The sequence below is a fragment of the Janthinobacterium sp. 75 genome (assembly GCF_004365495.1).
Classification (GTDB): domain Bacteria; phylum Pseudomonadota; class Gammaproteobacteria; order Burkholderiales; family Burkholderiaceae_D; genus Janthinobacterium.
Genome location: NZ_SORD01000001.1, coordinates 394220 through 410698, shown reverse-complemented (window position 1 = coordinate 410698; position 16479 = coordinate 394220). Strand labels below are relative to the sequence as shown.

General features: G+C 64.1%; 16 protein-coding genes. 15 read left to right on the top strand and 1 reads right to left on the bottom strand.

Going from position 1 to position 16479, the window contains the following annotated elements; all coding sequences use genetic code 11:
- Positions 1-30: 30 nt before the first annotated feature.
- The 11 genes from C8C89_RS01915 to C8C89_RS01865 all read left to right on the top strand — a co-directional run bounded on the left by C8C89_RS01915 (position 31) and on the right by C8C89_RS01865 (position 11394).
- Positions 31-1515, top strand: a complete 1485-nt coding sequence (locus C8C89_RS01915) for a PLP-dependent aminotransferase family protein (RefSeq protein WP_133988768.1) — start codon at positions 31-33, stop codon at positions 1513-1515.
- Positions 1516-1553: 38 nt separating this feature from the next.
- Positions 1554-2117 (top strand): DNA-3-methyladenine glycosylase I, encoded by a 564-nt coding sequence (locus C8C89_RS01910; protein WP_133993084.1) that lies wholly within the window; start codon positions 1554-1556, stop codon positions 2115-2117.
- Positions 2117-3748, top strand: a complete 1632-nt coding sequence (gene mnmC, locus C8C89_RS01905) for an FAD-dependent 5-carboxymethylaminomethyl-2-thiouridine(34) oxidoreductase MnmC (protein ID WP_133988767.1) — start codon at positions 2117-2119, stop codon at positions 3746-3748. Before C8C89_RS01910 ends, mnmC begins: the two co-directional genes overlap by 1 nt.
- Positions 3749-3945: 197 nt before the next feature.
- Positions 3946-4443, top strand: coding sequence for a rhodanese-like domain-containing protein (locus C8C89_RS01900; protein WP_133988766.1), 498 nt, complete (start codon positions 3946-3948; stop codon positions 4441-4443).
- A gap of 19 nt (positions 4444-4462) precedes the next feature.
- Positions 4463-5449, top strand: a complete 987-nt coding sequence (gene epsC / locus C8C89_RS01895) for a serine O-acetyltransferase EpsC (RefSeq protein ID WP_133988765.1) — start codon at positions 4463-4465, stop codon at positions 5447-5449.
- A gap of 7 nt (positions 5450-5456) precedes the next feature.
- Entirely contained in the window at positions 5457-5681 is a 225-nt protein-coding gene (locus tag C8C89_RS01890) for a helix-turn-helix transcriptional regulator (protein ID WP_101483677.1), read from the top strand.
- Between the two features lie 104 nt (positions 5682-5785).
- Entirely contained in the window at positions 5786-6715 is a 930-nt protein-coding gene (locus C8C89_RS01885; RefSeq protein WP_034753448.1) for a family 2A encapsulin nanocompartment shell protein, read from the top strand.
- Positions 6690-8495, top strand: a complete 1806-nt coding sequence (locus tag C8C89_RS01880; RefSeq protein ID WP_133988764.1) for a family 2A encapsulin nanocompartment cargo protein cysteine desulfurase — start codon at positions 6690-6692, stop codon at positions 8493-8495. Before C8C89_RS01885 ends, C8C89_RS01880 begins: the two co-directional genes overlap by 26 nt.
- Positions 8496-8652: 157 nt before the next feature.
- A complete protein-coding gene (locus C8C89_RS01875; protein ID WP_133988763.1) occupies positions 8653-9372 on the top strand; it encodes a HAMP domain-containing sensor histidine kinase in 720 nt (239 codons plus the stop codon).
- Between the two features lie 11 nt (positions 9373-9383).
- Positions 9384-11114: a response regulator gene (locus C8C89_RS01870; protein WP_101483680.1), complete on the top strand. Its 1731-nt coding sequence runs from the start codon at positions 9384-9386 to the stop codon at positions 11112-11114.
- 16 nt (positions 11115-11130) lie between these two features.
- A complete protein-coding gene (locus tag C8C89_RS01865; RefSeq protein WP_225317168.1) occupies positions 11131-11394 on the top strand; it encodes a hypothetical protein in 264 nt (87 codons plus the stop codon).
- Positions 11395-11414: 20 nt separating this feature from the next.
- Here the strand turns inward: C8C89_RS01865 and C8C89_RS01860 are convergent, their stop codons facing one another.
- Positions 11415-12122, bottom strand: coding sequence for a PhaM family polyhydroxyalkanoate granule multifunctional regulatory protein (locus C8C89_RS01860; RefSeq protein ID WP_133988762.1), 708 nt, complete (start codon positions 12120-12122; stop codon positions 11415-11417).
- A 149-nt stretch (positions 12123-12271) separates the two neighbouring features.
- Between C8C89_RS01860 and C8C89_RS01855 the strand changes: the two genes are divergently transcribed.
- The 4 genes from C8C89_RS01855 (at position 12272) to C8C89_RS01840 (ending at position 16476) form a co-directional block, all read left to right on the top strand.
- Positions 12272-13390 (top strand): DUF3108 domain-containing protein, encoded by a 1119-nt coding sequence (locus C8C89_RS01855; RefSeq protein ID WP_133988761.1) that lies wholly within the window; start codon positions 12272-12274, stop codon positions 13388-13390.
- Positions 13391-14155 (top strand): DUF3108 domain-containing protein, encoded by a 765-nt coding sequence (locus C8C89_RS01850; protein ID WP_101483684.1) that lies wholly within the window; start codon positions 13391-13393, stop codon positions 14153-14155. It abuts the gene before it with no gap.
- A 211-nt stretch (positions 14156-14366) separates the two neighbouring features.
- Positions 14367-15749: a hypothetical protein gene (locus C8C89_RS01845; protein ID WP_243857871.1), complete on the top strand. Its 1383-nt coding sequence runs from the start codon at positions 14367-14369 to the stop codon at positions 15747-15749.
- Entirely contained in the window at positions 15742-16476 is a 735-nt protein-coding gene (locus tag C8C89_RS01840; RefSeq protein WP_101483686.1) for a hypothetical protein, read from the top strand. The genes C8C89_RS01845 and C8C89_RS01840 overlap by 8 nt, the downstream gene beginning before the upstream one ends.
- Positions 16477-16479: the final 3 nt, after the last annotated feature.

Genomic DNA, 16479 nt, shown 5'->3' with positions numbered 1-16479 from the left:
TGAAGATACCAATTCAAGAGCCATTGCGCCATGCCAGCTTCCCACCTGAATCAGATCATCGCCGCCTTGCCGCTGCAACGCGGCGCCATCGAGCCGCTATTTCGCCAATTGTATGCTGCCATCAAGGCAGCCATCCTCGATGGCCGCATGAGTCCCGGCATGCAGTTGCCACCCACGCGCGACTTTTGCCATCTGCTGGCCGTGTCGCGCCAGACGGTGCTCAATGCCTATGCGCTGTTGACGGCGGAAGGTTATCTCGATGGCGCCGTGGGACGCGGTACTTTTGTCAGCGTCGACGTGCCTGTGGCCGCGTCGGCCGGCAAGACCGAGGCGCCGGGTCTGCTACGGCCCCTGTCAGCGCGCGGGCAGGGAGTGGTGACGGCCATGCGCCAGGTGGCATACCACCGTGGCCCATTGCGCGCTTTCCGCGTCGGCATGCCGCGCATCGACCATTTTCCGTTTGACGTGTGGAACCGCCTGGAAGCGCGGCGCTGGCGTCGCCCCGACCACCAGTTCGGCTACAGCGATCCGGCCGGCTACCTGCCACTGCGCGAGCTGCTGTGCGTGTACCTGAAGGCGTCGCGCGGCGTGCATTGCACGCCGCAGCAGATCGTGATTACCTCGGGCTCGCAGCAGGCGCTGTTCTTGCTGTCGACCATCCTGCTCGCGCCGGGCGATGCGGCCTGGATGGAGTCGCCCGGCTACCGGGGCGCCAGCGGCCCGCTGCGCGCCGCTGGCGCGCGCGTGTTTCCCGTTCCCGTCGATGCGCAGGGACTGGATGTGGCATATGGCGTGGCGCACTGTCCGCAGGCGAAACTGGCCTACGTGACGCCATCGCACCAGTTGCCACTGGGCGTGAGCATGAGTTTGCCCCGCCGCCTGGCCTTGCTGGCCTGGGCCGCACAGAACAAGGCCTGGCTGGTGGAAGACGATTACGACAGCGAATACCGCTACACGGGCGCGCCGCTGGCCTCCCTGCAAAGCCTGGACCGGGCCGGCTGCGTGGTGTACGTGGGCACCCTGTCAAAAGTGATGTTCCCCGGCCTGCGCCTGGGCTATATGGTGGCGCCGCCCGCGCTGGCCGAAGCGCTGGTGCAAGCCAAGGCCGTGATGGACCGCCACACGGCCATCGTGCCGCAGATGGCGCTGGCCGACTTCATCGCCGAGGGCCATTTTGGCCGGCATATCCGCCGCACGCGCGACAGCAATGCCGAGCGGCGCGACCTGCTGGTGCGCGGTATCGCGCGCGAACTCGACGACCAGCTCGCATGCGGGCCGGCCGACAGCGGCCTGGAATTGTGCGCGTATTTTCGCGGCGGCCACGATGAAGAAACGGTCTCGCGCGAGGGGCTGGCACGGGGAATTGAATTGCGCCCGCTGGGGCACTATGCCGACCCTGACGCCGGCGTCGCCTGCGCCACCCCGCCAGGACTGCTGCTGGGCTTTGCGGCGATTCCCCCGGCCGAGATGGCGCACGGTTTGCTGGAACTGGGGCACATCCTGCGCGGCCGATAAACTATACTGGCGTTTGCCCGCACATGAAGAACACGACCATGACCACCATCCGCTGCTCCTGGGCCAATCCGGCCAATCCCCGCTATCTCGCGTATCACGACACGGAGTGGGGCGTGCCCTGCCACGACGAGCGCCAGCTGTTCGAGATGCTGAACCTGGAAGGTGCGCAGGCGGGACTGAGCTGGGAAACCATCCTCAACAAGCGCGACACTTACCGCGCAGCCTTTGACGGCTGGGACGCGGAAAAGATCGCCGCCTATGGCCCGGAGAAGGTGGCGCAGCTGCTGGCCGACCCCGGCATCGTGCGCAACCGCCTGAAGGTGGCGGCAGCCATCACGAATGCGCAAGCCTATTTGCGCCTGCGCGCGGAAGGCCAGACCCTGGACAGCTTTCTGTGGGCCTACGTCGATGGCCAGCCCATCGTCAACAGCTGGCAGCCCGGCGACTTCCCGTCCAAGACGGCCTTGTCGGACAGGCTCTCGAAAGACCTGCTCAAGCGGGGCTTCAAATTTGTCGGCTCGACCATCATCTACGCCTACATGCAGGGCATCGGCATGGTCAACGACCACGCGCCTTCCTGTTTCTGCCGCGCGGGGCGCTGATGGCCCACGTGCTCGTCGTGCTCGACACGGATTTCGACGGCGCGCGCTTTGGCGCCGCCTGTGGCGCCCATGGCGGGCGGCGCCTGCACTACATCGCGCTGGCGCCGCGTCCCGTCGATGCCAGCCATTTGCCGCAGGAATGGCGCGTGCAATGGCCGCCCTGCGTGCCTGGCCAGCACCGCATGGTCTCGCGCGATGGCCTCGTCACGCTCGATGTGCTGATCGGCCAGCCCGATGCCTGCCTGGCGCAATTGGCGGCGCGTGTCGATGAAGTGCACCTGGCCTGGGTGCCGGCAGCCATGCCGGTGCTGGCGCGCCTGATGGTCGATGGCGCGCGCCTGCAGGCCGTGCACCTGGACGAGGCGCAGCGCGCGGAGTTGCAAAAAAACGGCTTTGTTTTTGACGAGAGCCGATTGCGTGCCGTGTTTTATGCGCGTCGCGGCGAGCACGCAGCCTTCACCGCGCCCGAGCGTCGCGCCATCGTCATCGGCGCGGGCGTGGCCGGCGCGGCCGCCTGCGAACGGCTGGCCGCGCGCGGCTGGAAGGTGACCCTGGTCGAGCGCCACGCGCAGCCTGCCAGCGAAGCGTCGGGCAACCTGGCCGGCATCTTCATGCCGCTGATGTCCAAGGATGACAATATCGCCACGCGCCTGGTGCGCGCCGCCTACCTGTATTCGCTGGGCCGCTGGAAAGACCTGGGCGGCATCGGCGCCGCCATCGAGGGTGTGCAAAGCGGCGTGCTGCACCTGGCGCGCGACGGCGCGCATGCGCAGGTGCAGCGGCAGATCGCCGCCAGCGGCTTGTATCCGCGCGAATTCGCCCGCTGGCTCGAAGCGCCCGAGGCGACCGCCATGCTGGGCGCACCGGCGCCCGATGGCGCCTGGTGGTTCGAACAGGGCGGTTGGGCGCGCCCGTCTTCCATCTGCGCGGCCATGCTCGCCGCCTGCGGCGCCTTGCTCACGCGGCGCTTTTCCAGCAGCGCCCTGCGCCTGGAGCGTGGCGATGAGGAATGGCTGGTGCGCGATGCGGACGGTGCCCTGATCGCTGCGGCACCCACCGTCATCCTGGCGGCAGGCACGGGTGCCGTGGATTTCGAACAGGCGGCCGGTCTGCCGCTGGACGCCGTGCGCGGCCAGGTCACGCACCTTGCCGAAGGCAGTCTGCCATCCTTGCCGTTTGTTGTCTGCCGCGAAGCCTACATGACGCCGGCGCACCAGGGCATCGTGTGCGTGGGCGCCAGCTACGATGCGGACGCGGATGCCGAGGTACGCGCATCGAGCCAGCACGAGAATATCCACAAGATCGCCGCTATCCTCGATGTGCCGGCGTTTGACGCGCCGCTGGCCGGGCGCACGGGCTTTCGCTGCATGGCGCCGGACCGCCTTCCGCTGGCGGGCGCCTTGCCCGACCCGGGCGTGCCGGGCCGCTGCGAACGCTTGCGCGACGTGCCCCGCTGGCCAGGCCTGTTTGGCTTGCTCGGTTACGCCTCGCGCGGCCTGATCTGGGCGCCGCTGGCGGCCGAGTTGCTGGCTTGCCAGCTGGAGGGCGAGCCGCTGCCGCTGGAGAGTCAATTGGCCGCTGCGCTTGACCCAGCGCGCTTTTTATTACGAGAGCGCCGTAGAGCATATTGATTCTGGTCTTTTTCTAATTCACCCCCCAAACAAGTTCCGGGGTCAGACGCGGCGGGTCTGACCCCGGATTTACGCTGCAATATCTCCATATACGTTTTTCAGCTTTCCAAACTCTTTTTAATTTGTTTTCCGAACAACATAAGTTCGCTACAGTGGACGTGTGCTGGTTTTTGACGACGGAATAAAGAGGTGGAACGATGGCTGCTGCAGAACTGATTTTCGACCCTCGTGCCGCGCACGGCGAGGCGGCCTTTGATGAAGTGCTCCATCTCGCGCGTGTCCAGGCGCAGGCCCAGGGCTTGCCGTATGCGGGCATCGTCAGTGCGCAGGATGCATGGCAGCTGGTGCAGGCTGGCAAAGCCGTACTGGTCGATGTGCGCACCAACGAGGAACGCACTTTTGTCGGCTACGTTCCCGCCTCGCTGCACGTGGCGTGGGCGACCGGCACGTCCATGAACCGCAATCCCCGCTTTGTGCGCGAACTGGAAGCGAAGGTGGGTGGCAAGGATGTCGTCGTGGTGCTGCTGTGCCGCAGCGGCAAGCGCTCTGCCGCAGCAGCCGAAGCGGCGGCCAAGGCGGGTTTCACGCACGTCTTTAATATCGCGCAAGGCTTCGAGGGCGATCTCGACGCGCAGCAGCAGCGTGGCCACAGCGGCGGCTGGCGCTGGCATGCGCTGCCCTGGCTGCAAGATTAAACCTCTTCCCGGGACCACCATGAACCAGCGAGCCCTTCCCCCTGCCTCCCTTGCCGCGCAGCCGCAATGGGAACTGCACCAGATCGTCGATGAATTGCGCGCCGTGCGCGCGCAGTGGCGCCTGGGGCTGGCCAGCAGCCAGGAGTGCGGCGCGCGCGAATTCCCGTCGCGCCAGCACCTGCGCGATATCGTCGGCGCCCTGTGCGCGGCCCTGTTTCCCATGCGCCTGGGCCCCCTCGACCTGCAGCAGGAGAGCGAAGATTTCTTCGTCGGCCATACGCTCGACACGACCTTGACGGGCCTGCACGAACAGGTGCGGCGCGAACTCAGTTACCACGCGCGCCAGCACGGCTTGCAGCAGACGGTCTCCATCGAACAGCAGGCGCTGGCCATCGTGCAGCGCTTCGCCCGCGCGCTGCCGCGCATCCGCGCCCAGCTCGACACGGACGTGGCGGCTGCCTTCCATGGCGACCCGGCCGCGCACAGCGTCGATGAAGTGCTGCTGTGCTATCCGGGCATCCTGGCCATCATCCACTACCGCCTGGCCCATACCTTGTACGCGCTGGGTGCGCCTCTGGTGGCGCGCATCATCGCCGAAGTGGCCCATTCGCAGACGGGCATCGACATCCATCCTGGCGCCATTATCGGCAGCAGTTTTTTCATCGACCATGGCACGGGCGTGGTGATTGGCGAGACGGCCATCATCGGCGAAAGGGTGCGCATTTATCAAGCGGTCACCCTGGGCGCCAAGCGCTTTCCCGCCGGCGCTGACGGCGTGCTGAAGAAGGGACTGGCGCGCCACCCCATCGTGCAGGACGACGTGGTCATCTATGCGGGCGCGACGATCCTGGGACGGGTGACCATCGGTCAGGGCTCCGTCATCGGCGGCAATGTCTGGCTGACCCGCAGCGTGGCACCGGGCAGCCATGTCACGCAAGCGCACAACCAGCAGGAGGCACCGGACTTGTCGGCGCCATCCCAACCCGCTTTTGCCCACCACCCATGAGGACAGCATGTTGATCAAACAGTTTGGACTGGCCGTGCGCCAGTTGCGCGAAGGGCAAGGCTGGTCGCAGGAACGCCTGGCCGAAGCGGCCGACTTGAACCGCTCCTTCATCGGCGAAATCGAACGTGGCGCCGCCACGCCGTCGCTGCTGACGGTGGAAAAACTGGCCGGCGCCCTGGGCATCGGCCTGGCGGGATTGATGGCCCGCTGCGAACCGGAACTGGTGGATTAAAACGCCGCGTTGGTGGCGATAGCATGTTGAGAGAAGAGGGGAGACGTCCGATACTTTATTCGTTTTTCAGATAAGCATATTCACTTTTCTCATCAGGAGTAGTCATGGCAGAAGCAACAGAGAGCCAGTTTGCGCTGGGCGATAACGCCGCGCGCCAGCTGGCCAATGCAAGCAAGAGCGTCCCCCAGTTATCCACCATCACGCCGCGCTGGCTGGTGCACCTGCTGCAATGGTTGCCCGTGGAAGCGGGTATCTACCGCCTGAACCGCGTGAAAAACCCGAAGGATGTGCGCGTGGCCTGCTCGCAGCGCGACGAGTCGGAATTGCCGCAAACCTTCGTCGACTACGACGACCAGCCGCGCGAATATTTTCTCAATGCCGTCAGCACGGTGCTCGACGTGCACACCCGCGTATCGGACCTGTACAGCAGCCCGCACGACCAGATCAAGGAGCAACTGCGCCTGACCATCGAAACGATCAAGGAGCGCCAGGAAAGCGAATTGATCAACAATCCCGACTACGGCCTGCTGGCCAGCGTGCATGACGACCAGCGCATCTTCACCCTGACGGGCGCGCCCACGCCGGATGACCTCGACGAACTGCTGACGAAAGTGTGGAAGGAACCGGGCTTTTTCCTCGCCCACCCGCTGGCCATTGCCGCTTTTGGGCGAGAATGCACGCGCCGCGGCGTGCCGCCTCCCACCGTCAGCCTGTTCGGTTCCCAGTTCCTCACGTGGCGCGGCGTGCCTCTGGTGCCGTCCGACAAACTGCCCATCGAAGACGGCAAGACGAAGATCATTTTGCTGCGTGCGGGCGAACAGCGCCAGGGCGTGATCGGCTTGTTCCAGCCTGGCCTGGCGGGCGAGCAAAGCCCGGGCCTGTCCGTGCGCTTCATGGGCATCAACCGCCACGCGATTTCGTCCTACCTGATTTCGCTGTATTGCTCGCTGGCCGTGCTGACCGACGATGCGCTGGCCGTACTGGAAGACGTGGAGATCGGTAAATACCATGACTACCCAGACACCTACAAGTGATGGCGCGGCGGGCTTGCCTGCCGTCCCGTTTTTACCCGATGAAGCGACCCTGAACCGGCTGGCGGGCGAGTTTTTCGCGCGTTTGCCGGGGGTGCCCCCTGCGTTGGACAAGCCTCCCAGTCTCGGTGGCTCCGGCAGCGTGCTCGATGCGGCGCCCCGCTATGCGAACCGTCCGCCGCCGCAGCCCGGCCCTTCGTTCGCCGCCATCGCCCCCGGCGTGGCGACGGCGCAAGTGCCGCCCGTGACGGCGCCCCTGGAGTCGCCGATTGCACCGGCGCCTGCTTCCGTGCCGACGCCACGCTTGTCCGCCCTCGGTGCACCGTCGCCCTACTATTTTGTCGGCGGCGCGCATGGCTATCCCGTGTCGAACGGCAAGCTCGATGGCCTGGCACAGCAGGGGTTGGGACAGGCTGCTCCCGACGATTTGCGGGGACTGTTTGCCACGCCGCAACAGGCACCCGCGCGCCAGCTGCCCGTATCGCCGGCTAACAGCCAGCCCGTGTTTTATTTCCAGACCGAGCTGCCTTCAGCGACGAAACCGGGCCAACACCAGGCGCCGGCACCGTTCGACGTGCATGCCGTACGGCGCGACTTCCCCGTGCTGGCCGAACGGGTCAATGGCAAGCCGCTGGCCTGGTTCGACAATGCGGCCACCACGCACAAGCCGCAGTCGGTGATCGACCGGGTGTCGTATTTCTATGCGCACGAGAATTCGAACATCCACCGCGCCGCCCACGCGCTGGCTGCGCGCGCCAGCGATGCGTACGAGGCGGCGCGCGCCAAGGTGGCGAACTTCCTGGGCGCCGCGTCGGCCAATGAAATCATTTTTGTCCGTGGCGCCACCGAGGGCATCAACCTGATCGCCAATACCTTTGGCCGCAAGGTCATCGGTAGCGGCGACGAAATCATCGTCTCGCAGCTCGAGCACCACGCCAATATCGTGCCATGGCAGCAACTGGCGGCGGAAAAGGGCGCGATCCTGCGCGTGATTCCTGTCGATGACAGCGGCCAGATCCTCCTCGATGAATTCCGCAAGCTGCTCAATGGGCGCACCAAGCTGGTGTCCGTGACGCAGGTGTCGAATGCGCTGGGGACGGTGACGCCCGTGGCGCAGATCATCGCGCTGGCGCATGCGGCCGGCGTGCGCGTGCTGGTCGATGGGGCGCAAGCCGTGTCGCACCTGCGCGTGGACGTGCAGGCGCTGGGCGCCGATTTTTACGTGTTTTCGGGGCATAAAGTGTTCGGCCCGACGGGCATCGGCGCCGTATACGGCAAGGCGGACTTGCTGGAGCAGCTGCCGCCATGGCAGGGCGGCGGCAACATGATCGCCGACGTCACGTTCGAGCGTACCGTCTACCAGGGCGTGCCGAACCGTTTCGAGGCGGGCACGGGCAATATCGCCGATGCCGTGGGCCTGGGTGCGGCCATCGATTACGTGCAGCGCATCGGCCTGGACAACATCGCCGCCTATGAGCACGCGCTGCTGGAATACGCCACCCACCATTTGCAGGCCATTCCCGGCGTGCGCCTGATCGGTACGGCGCTCGAGAAGGCCAGCGTGGCCTCGTTCGTGCTGGCCGGCTACGAGCCGGCGGAAGTGGGGCGCGCTCTGAACGACGAGGGCATCGCCGTGCGCTCGGGCCACCACTGCGCCCAGCCGATTTTGCGCCGCTTCGGCGTGGAAGCGACCGTGCGGCCATCTTTCGCCTTCTACAACACGTATGAGGAAATCGACCGCATGATCGTCGTGGTCAAACGCCTGGCGGGCGCGCGCCGCTGATCTTGCCGGCTTATCAAGACTATGCCGCCCTTGCGCAAGCGGGGGCGGCATTGTTGCGTCAGCTCACGGTCTTTGCGCGCGGCTGGCTGGCGCCGGCATGCTGGCGGTATAATTTATCCTTGGCAATAATCAAGCTGCGGCCCCAAGGAGATATCCGGTGGAAGATCAACACAGCTCGCCCGAGCTTTTCCTGTTCCTGGCGTCGACCGTGCACGACATGAAAAACTCGATCAGCGTGGTCAGCGGCACCCTGGAATCCTTGCTGGCGGCCGAGCAGGCCAAGCCCGCGCCCCAGGCCGACCCCGCCTATCTGCAAATGGCGCAAATGCTATACCAGACCAAGCGCCTGAACGATAACCTGATCCAGCTGCTGGCCCTGTACAAGGAAGTGGGCAAGCCCGGCTACCCCTTCGACGTGCAGCCGCAACTGGTGAGCCAGGTAGTCGACCAGGTGGTGGACCAGGAAAAGATCCTGCTGGCTTCGAAAGGCATCCGCCTGGAGACAGTCTGCCCGCCGGAGCTGATCTGGACCCTGGATGAAGACCTGGTCATCGGCGTGCTGGCGCATGCCATCAACAACGCCATCCGCTACACGAAAGACACGATCCGCCTGTCGGTGCGCCAGGCGGACGCCTTGCTGGAGCTGCGCGTGGAAGACAATGGCGACGGCTACTCGCAGGCGCTGCTCGATGCGGGCAGCGCGGCCATGGATGGCATGGCGGCCGGCGTGAACTTTTCCACCAACAGCACGGGCCTCGGCCTGTATTTTTCCAGTGTGGTGGCGAAGATGCACAAGCACCGGGGCAATAGCGGCAGCATCGCCCTGGAAAATGGCGGCGTGCTGGGCGGCGGCTGTTTCATCCTGCGCCTGCCCTGAACGAGGAATTCATGACAACAGACAGCCACGCCACCGCCGCCGAAGCGGGCAGCACCGACTGGGCCGACAAGCATTATCTGCTGGTCGATGACTTCATCGGCATTCGCATCCTGCTGCGCGAATCGCTGCGCAACCTGGGCGCGCGCCATATCGACCAGGCGGCCAGCGGCGGCGAAGCCATGAAGCTGCTGGCCAAGACGCGCTATGACGTGGTGCTGTGCGACTACAACCTGGGTGAAGGCAAGAATGGCCAGCAAGTGCTGGAAGAGACGCGCGTGCGCAACCTGACGGCGCCGTCGAGCGTGTGGCTGATGGTGTCGGCCGAGAAAAGCGTGGAATCGGTGATGGGCGCGGCCGAGCACCAGCCCGACGCCTACCTGATCAAACCGATCACGGAAGGCGTGCTGCTGACGCGGCTGAACCGCGTGTGGCACAAGAAGCAGGTATTCCGCGAAATCGACCAGGCCTGCATGGAAAAGGATTATTTGCGCGCGGCCAAGCTGTGCGACGCGCAGATCGAGCTCAACAAGCTGCACGCGCTGGAACTGCTGCGCATGAAGGCATCCCTGCTGCTGAAAAGCGGCGAGCCGGAAAAGGCCCGCGCCGTGTACGAAAAAGTGTTGGCCGAGCGCGATTACAGCTGGGCCAGGGCAGGATTGGGCAAGATTCGCATGAATAACGGCGAACACGAGGCGGCGCGGCAGATCTTCCAGGGCGTGATCGTCGAAAACAAGTATTACATCGACGCCTACGACCAGATGGCCGTGGCTTACCAGCTGATGGGCCAGCACGAGGAAGCGTGCGGGGTACTGGAAAAGGCGGCGCGCCTGTCGCCCAATTCCGTGCCGCGCCAGCGCAACCTGGGACTGGCCGCCTTGAAAGTCGGCAATGTCAGCATGGCGGAAAAGGCTTTTCGCAAATGTATTGCCATCGGTGAATTTTCCGTCATGAAGACGCCTGACGCGTATCTGGGGCTGGCGCGCGTGTGCGGCCTGAAGAAGGATGCCAAGGAGGCGCTGCAATGGCTGCTGCTGGCGCAGCGCGAATTTCCGCCCGAGAAAATTGGTTTGCGCGCGAAGATCACGGAAGGCATGGTGCACCACGAAACGGGCGATTACCGGCGTGCGCGCAAGTGTGGCGACGAACTGGAAGTCATGCTGCTTGACGACCCGGCGCGGCCCGAGAAAAGCATTTGCATGGAACTGGCTACCTTGCTGTTCGCCGTCGGCGTCAAAGATGCACCGTCCAGCCTGCTGTGCTATGTGGTGAAGAACAACCACGACAACCAGGTGGTACAGGACGAGGTGCAAAAAATCTTCGACAAGGCGAAGATGGGCGACGAGGGCACCAGCCTGATCATCGCTTCGCGCAAGGAAGCATCGGATTTGATGAACAAGGGCGTGCTGCTGTGGAAGACGGACAAGCTTAACGAGGCGGTCGCCTGGATGCGCGCGGCGCGCGAAAAGCTGCCGAACAACCTGCGCATCCTGTTCAACTCCGCGCAGATCATCGTGTCTTTCCTGGAGCAGCGCGGTTACCAGGCGGAATTGGCGGCCGAAGCCATGGAAGTGTTGTTGTATGTAGACAAAATTGCACCAGGACAGCAGCGCTTCGCGCAATTGATGGAGCAACTGGTGCAGCTGACGCCGCCGCCCGGGCCGGAAGTGGCCGTCGAGGTGCCGGATAAAACGCCGCCGGCGCCGGAAAAAGGGGGAAAATCCGTGCGCGAGCGTGCCGGATGATAAACTAGGGGCCAGCGTGGGTTCGCCCGTGCTTGAGTTGCTTTACAACAATAAGGAAGAAACTATGCGTGATGTGGTCAATGAAGTGTACAAAAAAATGAAGGTCGGCAGTATTGCCTGGGTACGCCCGGTCGCCGCCAAGGGAGACACGCTGGAAACATTCCAGTCTTCGTACGAGCACGCCAAGGCGCTGGCCGACGAAGGCCTGATCACGATCGGTGACGTAAAACGCCAGGCCGACAACATGATCGAGGCGATCCGCATTCATCGTATCGCCTGATCATATCGCCGGCTTGCGTATCAGGCCTTGCCTGGTGCTTTGGACTTGGGCGCTGCGCGTTTTGCGGGCGCCTTGCGCAGCGGGGCCTTGGCCTTGGCTGCCGTGCCTGCTTCCGCAGGCTTGCCAGCGGCAGGTTTGGCCTTGCTGCCCTGGCCTAAGCTGGCTGCTGCTGCACCGGCGGCGTCGGGCGACATGGCTGTCGATACCGCCTGCTTGAACTGATCTTGTAACAAATTCCACCAAGCACTTGGATTGGCCAGCTGGGCTGCCGCCTGGCTGCCGGCATCGTCGGGCGCCGCCGCAGCGGGTTCTGGCGCGGGTGCCGGTGCCGGTTTCGGCGCAGGCGCGGGTGCAGCAGGCGCTGCCTGCTGGAAAAACGCGGAAGCGTAGGGCACCGATTCAAATACGGTTTTCTCGCTGGCGCCGGGCTGGGTGATGGCCGCCGCCAGCGAAGCACCCATCGATTTCAGGGTGGCGATGGTGCCGCGCTGTACTTCCAGCGCCTGGATACTGCCGCGCAGCATGCTGGTATTGAGGTTCAGCCATGCTTCGACGGCTTTCAGGTCGCTGATCTTCTTGTCCAGCTCTTCCACCGACATGGTGGGCGCCGTGATGCCGGGCATACCCATGCCGGGCACGCTCATGCTGCCCCACAGGTTCTTGACGAAGTCGAGGGTATCGGTCACAACTGCTGCGCCCGGCATTTGGGGCATTTGCGGGTTTGCCATGCGAAATCTCCTGGTAGGTGGATGTCCCTAGCGTAGCAGATATCAGCTTGCAACTGACGCAAGCTCACCAACATTTTCTTACATAAAACATCAGGAGTTGAGCACGGGCAAGAAGCGGGAAGCGGGGCGGAGGCGTTACACTACGGCCTATGATGCCCGATTCCTTCTTTTCGCGCCCGCGCCGCCGTACCGTCATTTTTGTCGCGGTCATCGGCGCACTGCATTACATGGCGCTGGAATGGCTCACCTCGCGTGCCAGCATGGTGGCGCTGGGGCAGGATCATGGGCAGGTGGTCAGCATGGCATTGATCGCCGAAGCACCCAAACCCCAGCCGGTGCTGGCGCCGCTTCCGCCGCCCAAGCTGCGGCCCGTTCCCGAGCCCCGCCTGCCGCCACCGCCGCCGCCGACGGACCTGCCGTCGAGCGAGATAGCCCAGTGGACGGCGCCCGCCAGTGACGTGCCGGAAGGTCCGGTTACGTCCGAGCCGGCTGCTGTGGCCGCCCCCGCCATCACGGCGCCTGCGCCCGCCGTGGCCGCCGTGCCCGCACCGGCCAGCGCGCCGCCGCCAGCCGTCGAGCAGGCACGGCACTACAAGACGAATGTGCCTGCCTCGGCCCAATTCGACCTGCACGTGGACCGGCGCGATGCCGACGGCACCAAGTGGCAGGGCGTGGCGGCCATGGCGTGGGAAAACAGGGGCGATACCTACCAGCTGAAACTGGAAGTGGGCTTGAGCATGCTGATCACGCGCATCAACCTTCTGGTGCTGACCAGCGAGGGCGTGATCGATGCCAGCGGTATCGTGCCCGTCACGGCCACGGAGAAGCGCAAGGGCCGCGCGCAAACGGCCACGCATTTCAACCGCGACGCCAAGGCCATCACGTTTTCGGCCGTGACAGCCACAGCGCCGTGGCAAGAGGGGGCGCAAGACAAGGCCAGCGTGCCGTTCCAGCTGGCCGCCATCGGCCGCGCCGACGTCAACCAGCTGGCGGGCAACATCGATATCCTCGTCGGCGAGGAAAAGGAAGCGACCGTGTTCCGCTTCCAGCTGGTGGGCGAGGAAGAGCTGGATACCAAAATGGGGCGCCTGGTGACCTGGCATGTGCGCCGGCCACCGAAGCCCGGCACCTATTCGTCGCAGCTCGACATCTGGCTGGCGCCGTCCATGCAATGGTATCCGGTACAAATACGCAATACAGAAGCGAACGGGGCGCTGACCACGCAAACCGTGACCAAGATCTCCGTAAATGATTCAACAGGAAAATAAATGACTACTTTGACTACTTTGAAACGCGTCCTGGCTGCCAGCCTGCTGGCTGCCACCCTGACGCCCGCCATGGCGGCGGACGAGCCCGTGGACCACCCCGTCATCAAGCGCCCATACAAGCTGGCGCCATCGGCAGACCTCGTGTATTCGATCAAGGCGAAGCAGCGCGGCATTGCGCTGTCCGGAGAATCGGTCAGCAACTGGCGCGCCGGCGAAGGCAAGTATTCGCTGCTGGCCGAAACCAAGGCTGCGCTGTTCGGCAAGATCCTCGAGCAGCGCAGCGAAGGCACGGTCGACGATTACGGCCTGGCGCCTGCCCAGTTCGTGGAAAAACGCTTCCGCAAGGAAGCGGCCACGACCACGTTTAAGCGCGACAGCAAGACCATCGTCTTCAGTGAGGGCGATGACAGCTATCCGTTGAAGGGCGGCGAGCAGGACCGCAACAGCACCGTCTGGCAACTGGTCAGCGTGGCGCGCGCCACGCCCGAGAAATTTACGCCGGGCTCGGAATGGAGCTTCTTCGTTGCTGGCCGCCACGACGCCGAGCCGTGGACCTTCAAGGTCGTCAAGCAGGAGACCGTCGCCACCGGCCAGGGTTTGGTGGAGGCCGTGCACCTGGTCAAGGCGCCGCCGCCGGACAAGAAGGGCCAGCAAGTGGACCTGTGGCTGGCGCCGTCGCTGGAATGGTATCCCGTGAAGGTGACGTTCGCCGATGAAGATGGCGATTATGTCGAGCAAACCTTGCAGAAGATCATTAAAAAGTAAGTGCTCACCAATGTGCAGGGCCAGGCATGCCGGGTTTGCTTCCCTGTTTTGCCATCCTGGCCCGGCATGGCGCCGCGGCTGTGTTGCGCCGCGTCCGCAGCACCCCCTCCCGCACGCTAAATTGCATGTCAGAACTGATATACTGACGCCCCCGCCCCGCAGCGCCGCGTTAGCCCGCTGCGCCGCCCGCTGAACACTCATCCGGAAAAGAATGATTGATATAATGGCAAGTGCAGCCGTGGCTACGGATGCAAATCAGACAGAGCAAGAGCATCACGATTCCTTGCAGGCGCATTTCCAGCCCAATATTTCGGCCGATGAAATTGAGCAAGTTTTTCACTTGAAGCGGGCGCAGCCCTTGCTGCAAGTGTTTACGGCCCTGTTCCATGGTGGTTTCGATGGCGTGCTGGTGCGGCTGCTGGTGTTGCGCGAGCTGGCGTCCGATGCGGCCACGTCCGCCTATACGCGCGCCGATATCAATACGAAACTGGCGTATCTATTGCCGGAAAGCCTGGAAACGGTCTTGCTGCGCCTGCGCTCGAACCAGTTGCTGGCATGGGATGCGCAGCAGGGCGTGTACCGCGTCACGCCCATGGCGCGCAATGTGCTGTCCGCCATCGACAGCTTGCTGGGCCTGGGCCAGACGGAAGATGAAGCGGAAATGGGTTTCCTGCTGTCGCAGGTGGCCGGTGCGCAAGCCGTGGGCGGCGTATCCGTTGAACAACTCCAGCATTTGCTGGGCCGCCTGGTGGACTTGACGGAAGAATTCTCCGACGCCATCGCCTCCGGTTCCGAATTCCGTTTGCGCACGGCGCAGGCGAAGTGGAACATGGCGTGCGACTGGGTGGAAAAAGGTTCGGAAATTCTGGTGGCCATCACTTCCGATGAAAACGCGGACAGCGCCACGCACAAGGCAGCGCAGGCGATCGGCCGCGCGCAAAGTAAATTGTTGAACATGCAAGGCATGTTTTCGCGCGCGCTGAACCAGATCGAGCGCCAGCGCGTGCACCTGGGCCAGTCGGGCCTGTCGACCACCGACATCAAGCGCTGGCTCTTGCTGCATGAAGACCTGGCCAGCCTGGCCGAGGGCGCCATCGACCAGCCTGTCGTGCCCCTGTTCTCCACGCCGGCCGAGATGATCGACGTGGCCGAAACGGAACTGCTGTCCGAACGGGCGGCGGGTGTCATCAACACGGGCCTGCCCAGCGGAGAGGACGCGCCCACTACCATCAGCGACGGTCCCGCCATGCAACTCGAACTCGATGACTTGCTCGAACGCCTGTCGAACTTCGCCAGCCTGGGCAATTTCCCCAGCATCGGCGAAGAAGGGCCGAAGTCCGTACCGGTGCAGGACTCTCTGCTGCCGGCCAGTTTTGCCGTGGCGTCCTACCGCGCCTCGATGCTGCCGCTCCTGGGCGATGTGTCCGAAGCGAGCTTGCAAGGCTCGACGGCCGAACTGGCGCGTTTGCCGATCACCTTTACACCGACCGACGAGATGGTCCAACTGACCGACCCCCACGTGGCGGCCATGTCGATCGCCTCGCTTTCACTGAATGTTTCACTTGATTTAGATAGCGGCACAGCCGATGAATGACGATTCCCAAATCCTGATTGCGCGCCTGCTCACGCATCAAACCCTGCGCCGCGACGACAAGCTCGTCAAGCGTGTGCTATCCGACGAGCTGTTCCGCGCCGAAATCGATGCGCGCCTGCTGGCCTGCGGCTTGAAATTGCTCGACAACGTGTACGCCGACCATGTCACCCTGGCCCTGACGCGCACCATCGAACCGAAGATTTTCGGCGCGCGCGACGTGTGGCAAAACAATAATTTTGGCCTGGCACGCGATGGCGTGGCCTTGCTGGTGGTGCTGTGGGCGCAGATCATCCTGCCCAAGCGCGAACGCCAGGAAACGCACCAGCATGCGGATGATGATCAGAACGATATGTTTGGCACGGAAAAGCCCCTGCCGCGCGCGGAAGACGCATCGATCGGCATTTCCTACAAGGCGCTGCTGTCCGACTTCGGCGACAAGCTGGGCAAGAAGACGCGCATGGACATGAATCTGGGTACCCTGGCCAAGCTGGGCTTCATCGAGCGGCGCGGCGACTTTATCCTGGAAGGTCCGCTGCTGGACTTGATGATGGATACAGACGTCCTGAAAGAGCGCATCATCAACGGCGCCCTGGCCGACGTGTTCAAGCGGGCGCCTGCGCGCCTGGTGGCTGTCGACCCCGATGCCGACCTGGCAGACGACCTGTCCGCCGACATCGGCGACTTGCCCGACGCCGGCGACGAGCCCGTGTCCGACCTTCCTCACTGAAAG

Bases quoted from the DNA above. Each gene is read 5' to 3' on its own strand.
- C8C89_RS01845 (WP_243857871.1), top strand. From the start codon at position 14,367: ATGATTGATATAATGGCAAGTGCAGCCGTGGCTACGGATGCAAATCAG.
- C8C89_RS01885 (WP_034753448.1), top strand. From the start codon at position 5,786: ATGGCAGAAGCAACAGAGAGCCAGTTTGCGCTGGGCGATAACGCCGCG.
- C8C89_RS01880 (WP_133988764.1), top strand. From the start codon at position 6,690: ATGACTACCCAGACACCTACAAGTGATGGCGCGGCGGGCTTGCCTGCC.
- C8C89_RS01840 (WP_101483686.1), top strand. From the start codon at position 15,742: ATGAATGACGATTCCCAAATCCTGATTGCGCGCCTGCTCACGCATCAA.
- C8C89_RS01915 (WP_133988768.1), top strand. From the start codon at position 31: ATGCCAGCTTCCCACCTGAATCAGATCATCGCCGCCTTGCCGCTGCAA.
- C8C89_RS01850 (WP_101483684.1), top strand. From the start codon at position 13,391: ATGACTACTTTGACTACTTTGAAACGCGTCCTGGCTGCCAGCCTGCTG.
- C8C89_RS01870 (WP_101483680.1), top strand. From the start codon at position 9,384: ATGACAACAGACAGCCACGCCACCGCCGCCGAAGCGGGCAGCACCGAC.
- mnmC (WP_133988767.1), top strand. From the start codon at position 2,117: ATGGCCCACGTGCTCGTCGTGCTCGACACGGATTTCGACGGCGCGCGC.
- C8C89_RS01855 (WP_133988761.1), top strand. From the start codon at position 12,272: ATGATGCCCGATTCCTTCTTTTCGCGCCCGCGCCGCCGTACCGTCATT.
- C8C89_RS01910 (WP_133993084.1), top strand. From the start codon at position 1,554: ATGACCACCATCCGCTGCTCCTGGGCCAATCCGGCCAATCCCCGCTAT.
- C8C89_RS01860 (WP_133988762.1), bottom strand. From the start codon at position 12,122: ATGGCAAACCCGCAAATGCCCCAAATGCCGGGCGCAGCAGTTGTGACC.
- C8C89_RS01900 (WP_133988766.1), top strand. From the start codon at position 3,946: ATGGCTGCTGCAGAACTGATTTTCGACCCTCGTGCCGCGCACGGCGAG.
- epsC (WP_133988765.1), top strand. From the start codon at position 4,463: ATGAACCAGCGAGCCCTTCCCCCTGCCTCCCTTGCCGCGCAGCCGCAA.
- C8C89_RS01890 (WP_101483677.1), top strand. From the start codon at position 5,457: ATGTTGATCAAACAGTTTGGACTGGCCGTGCGCCAGTTGCGCGAAGGG.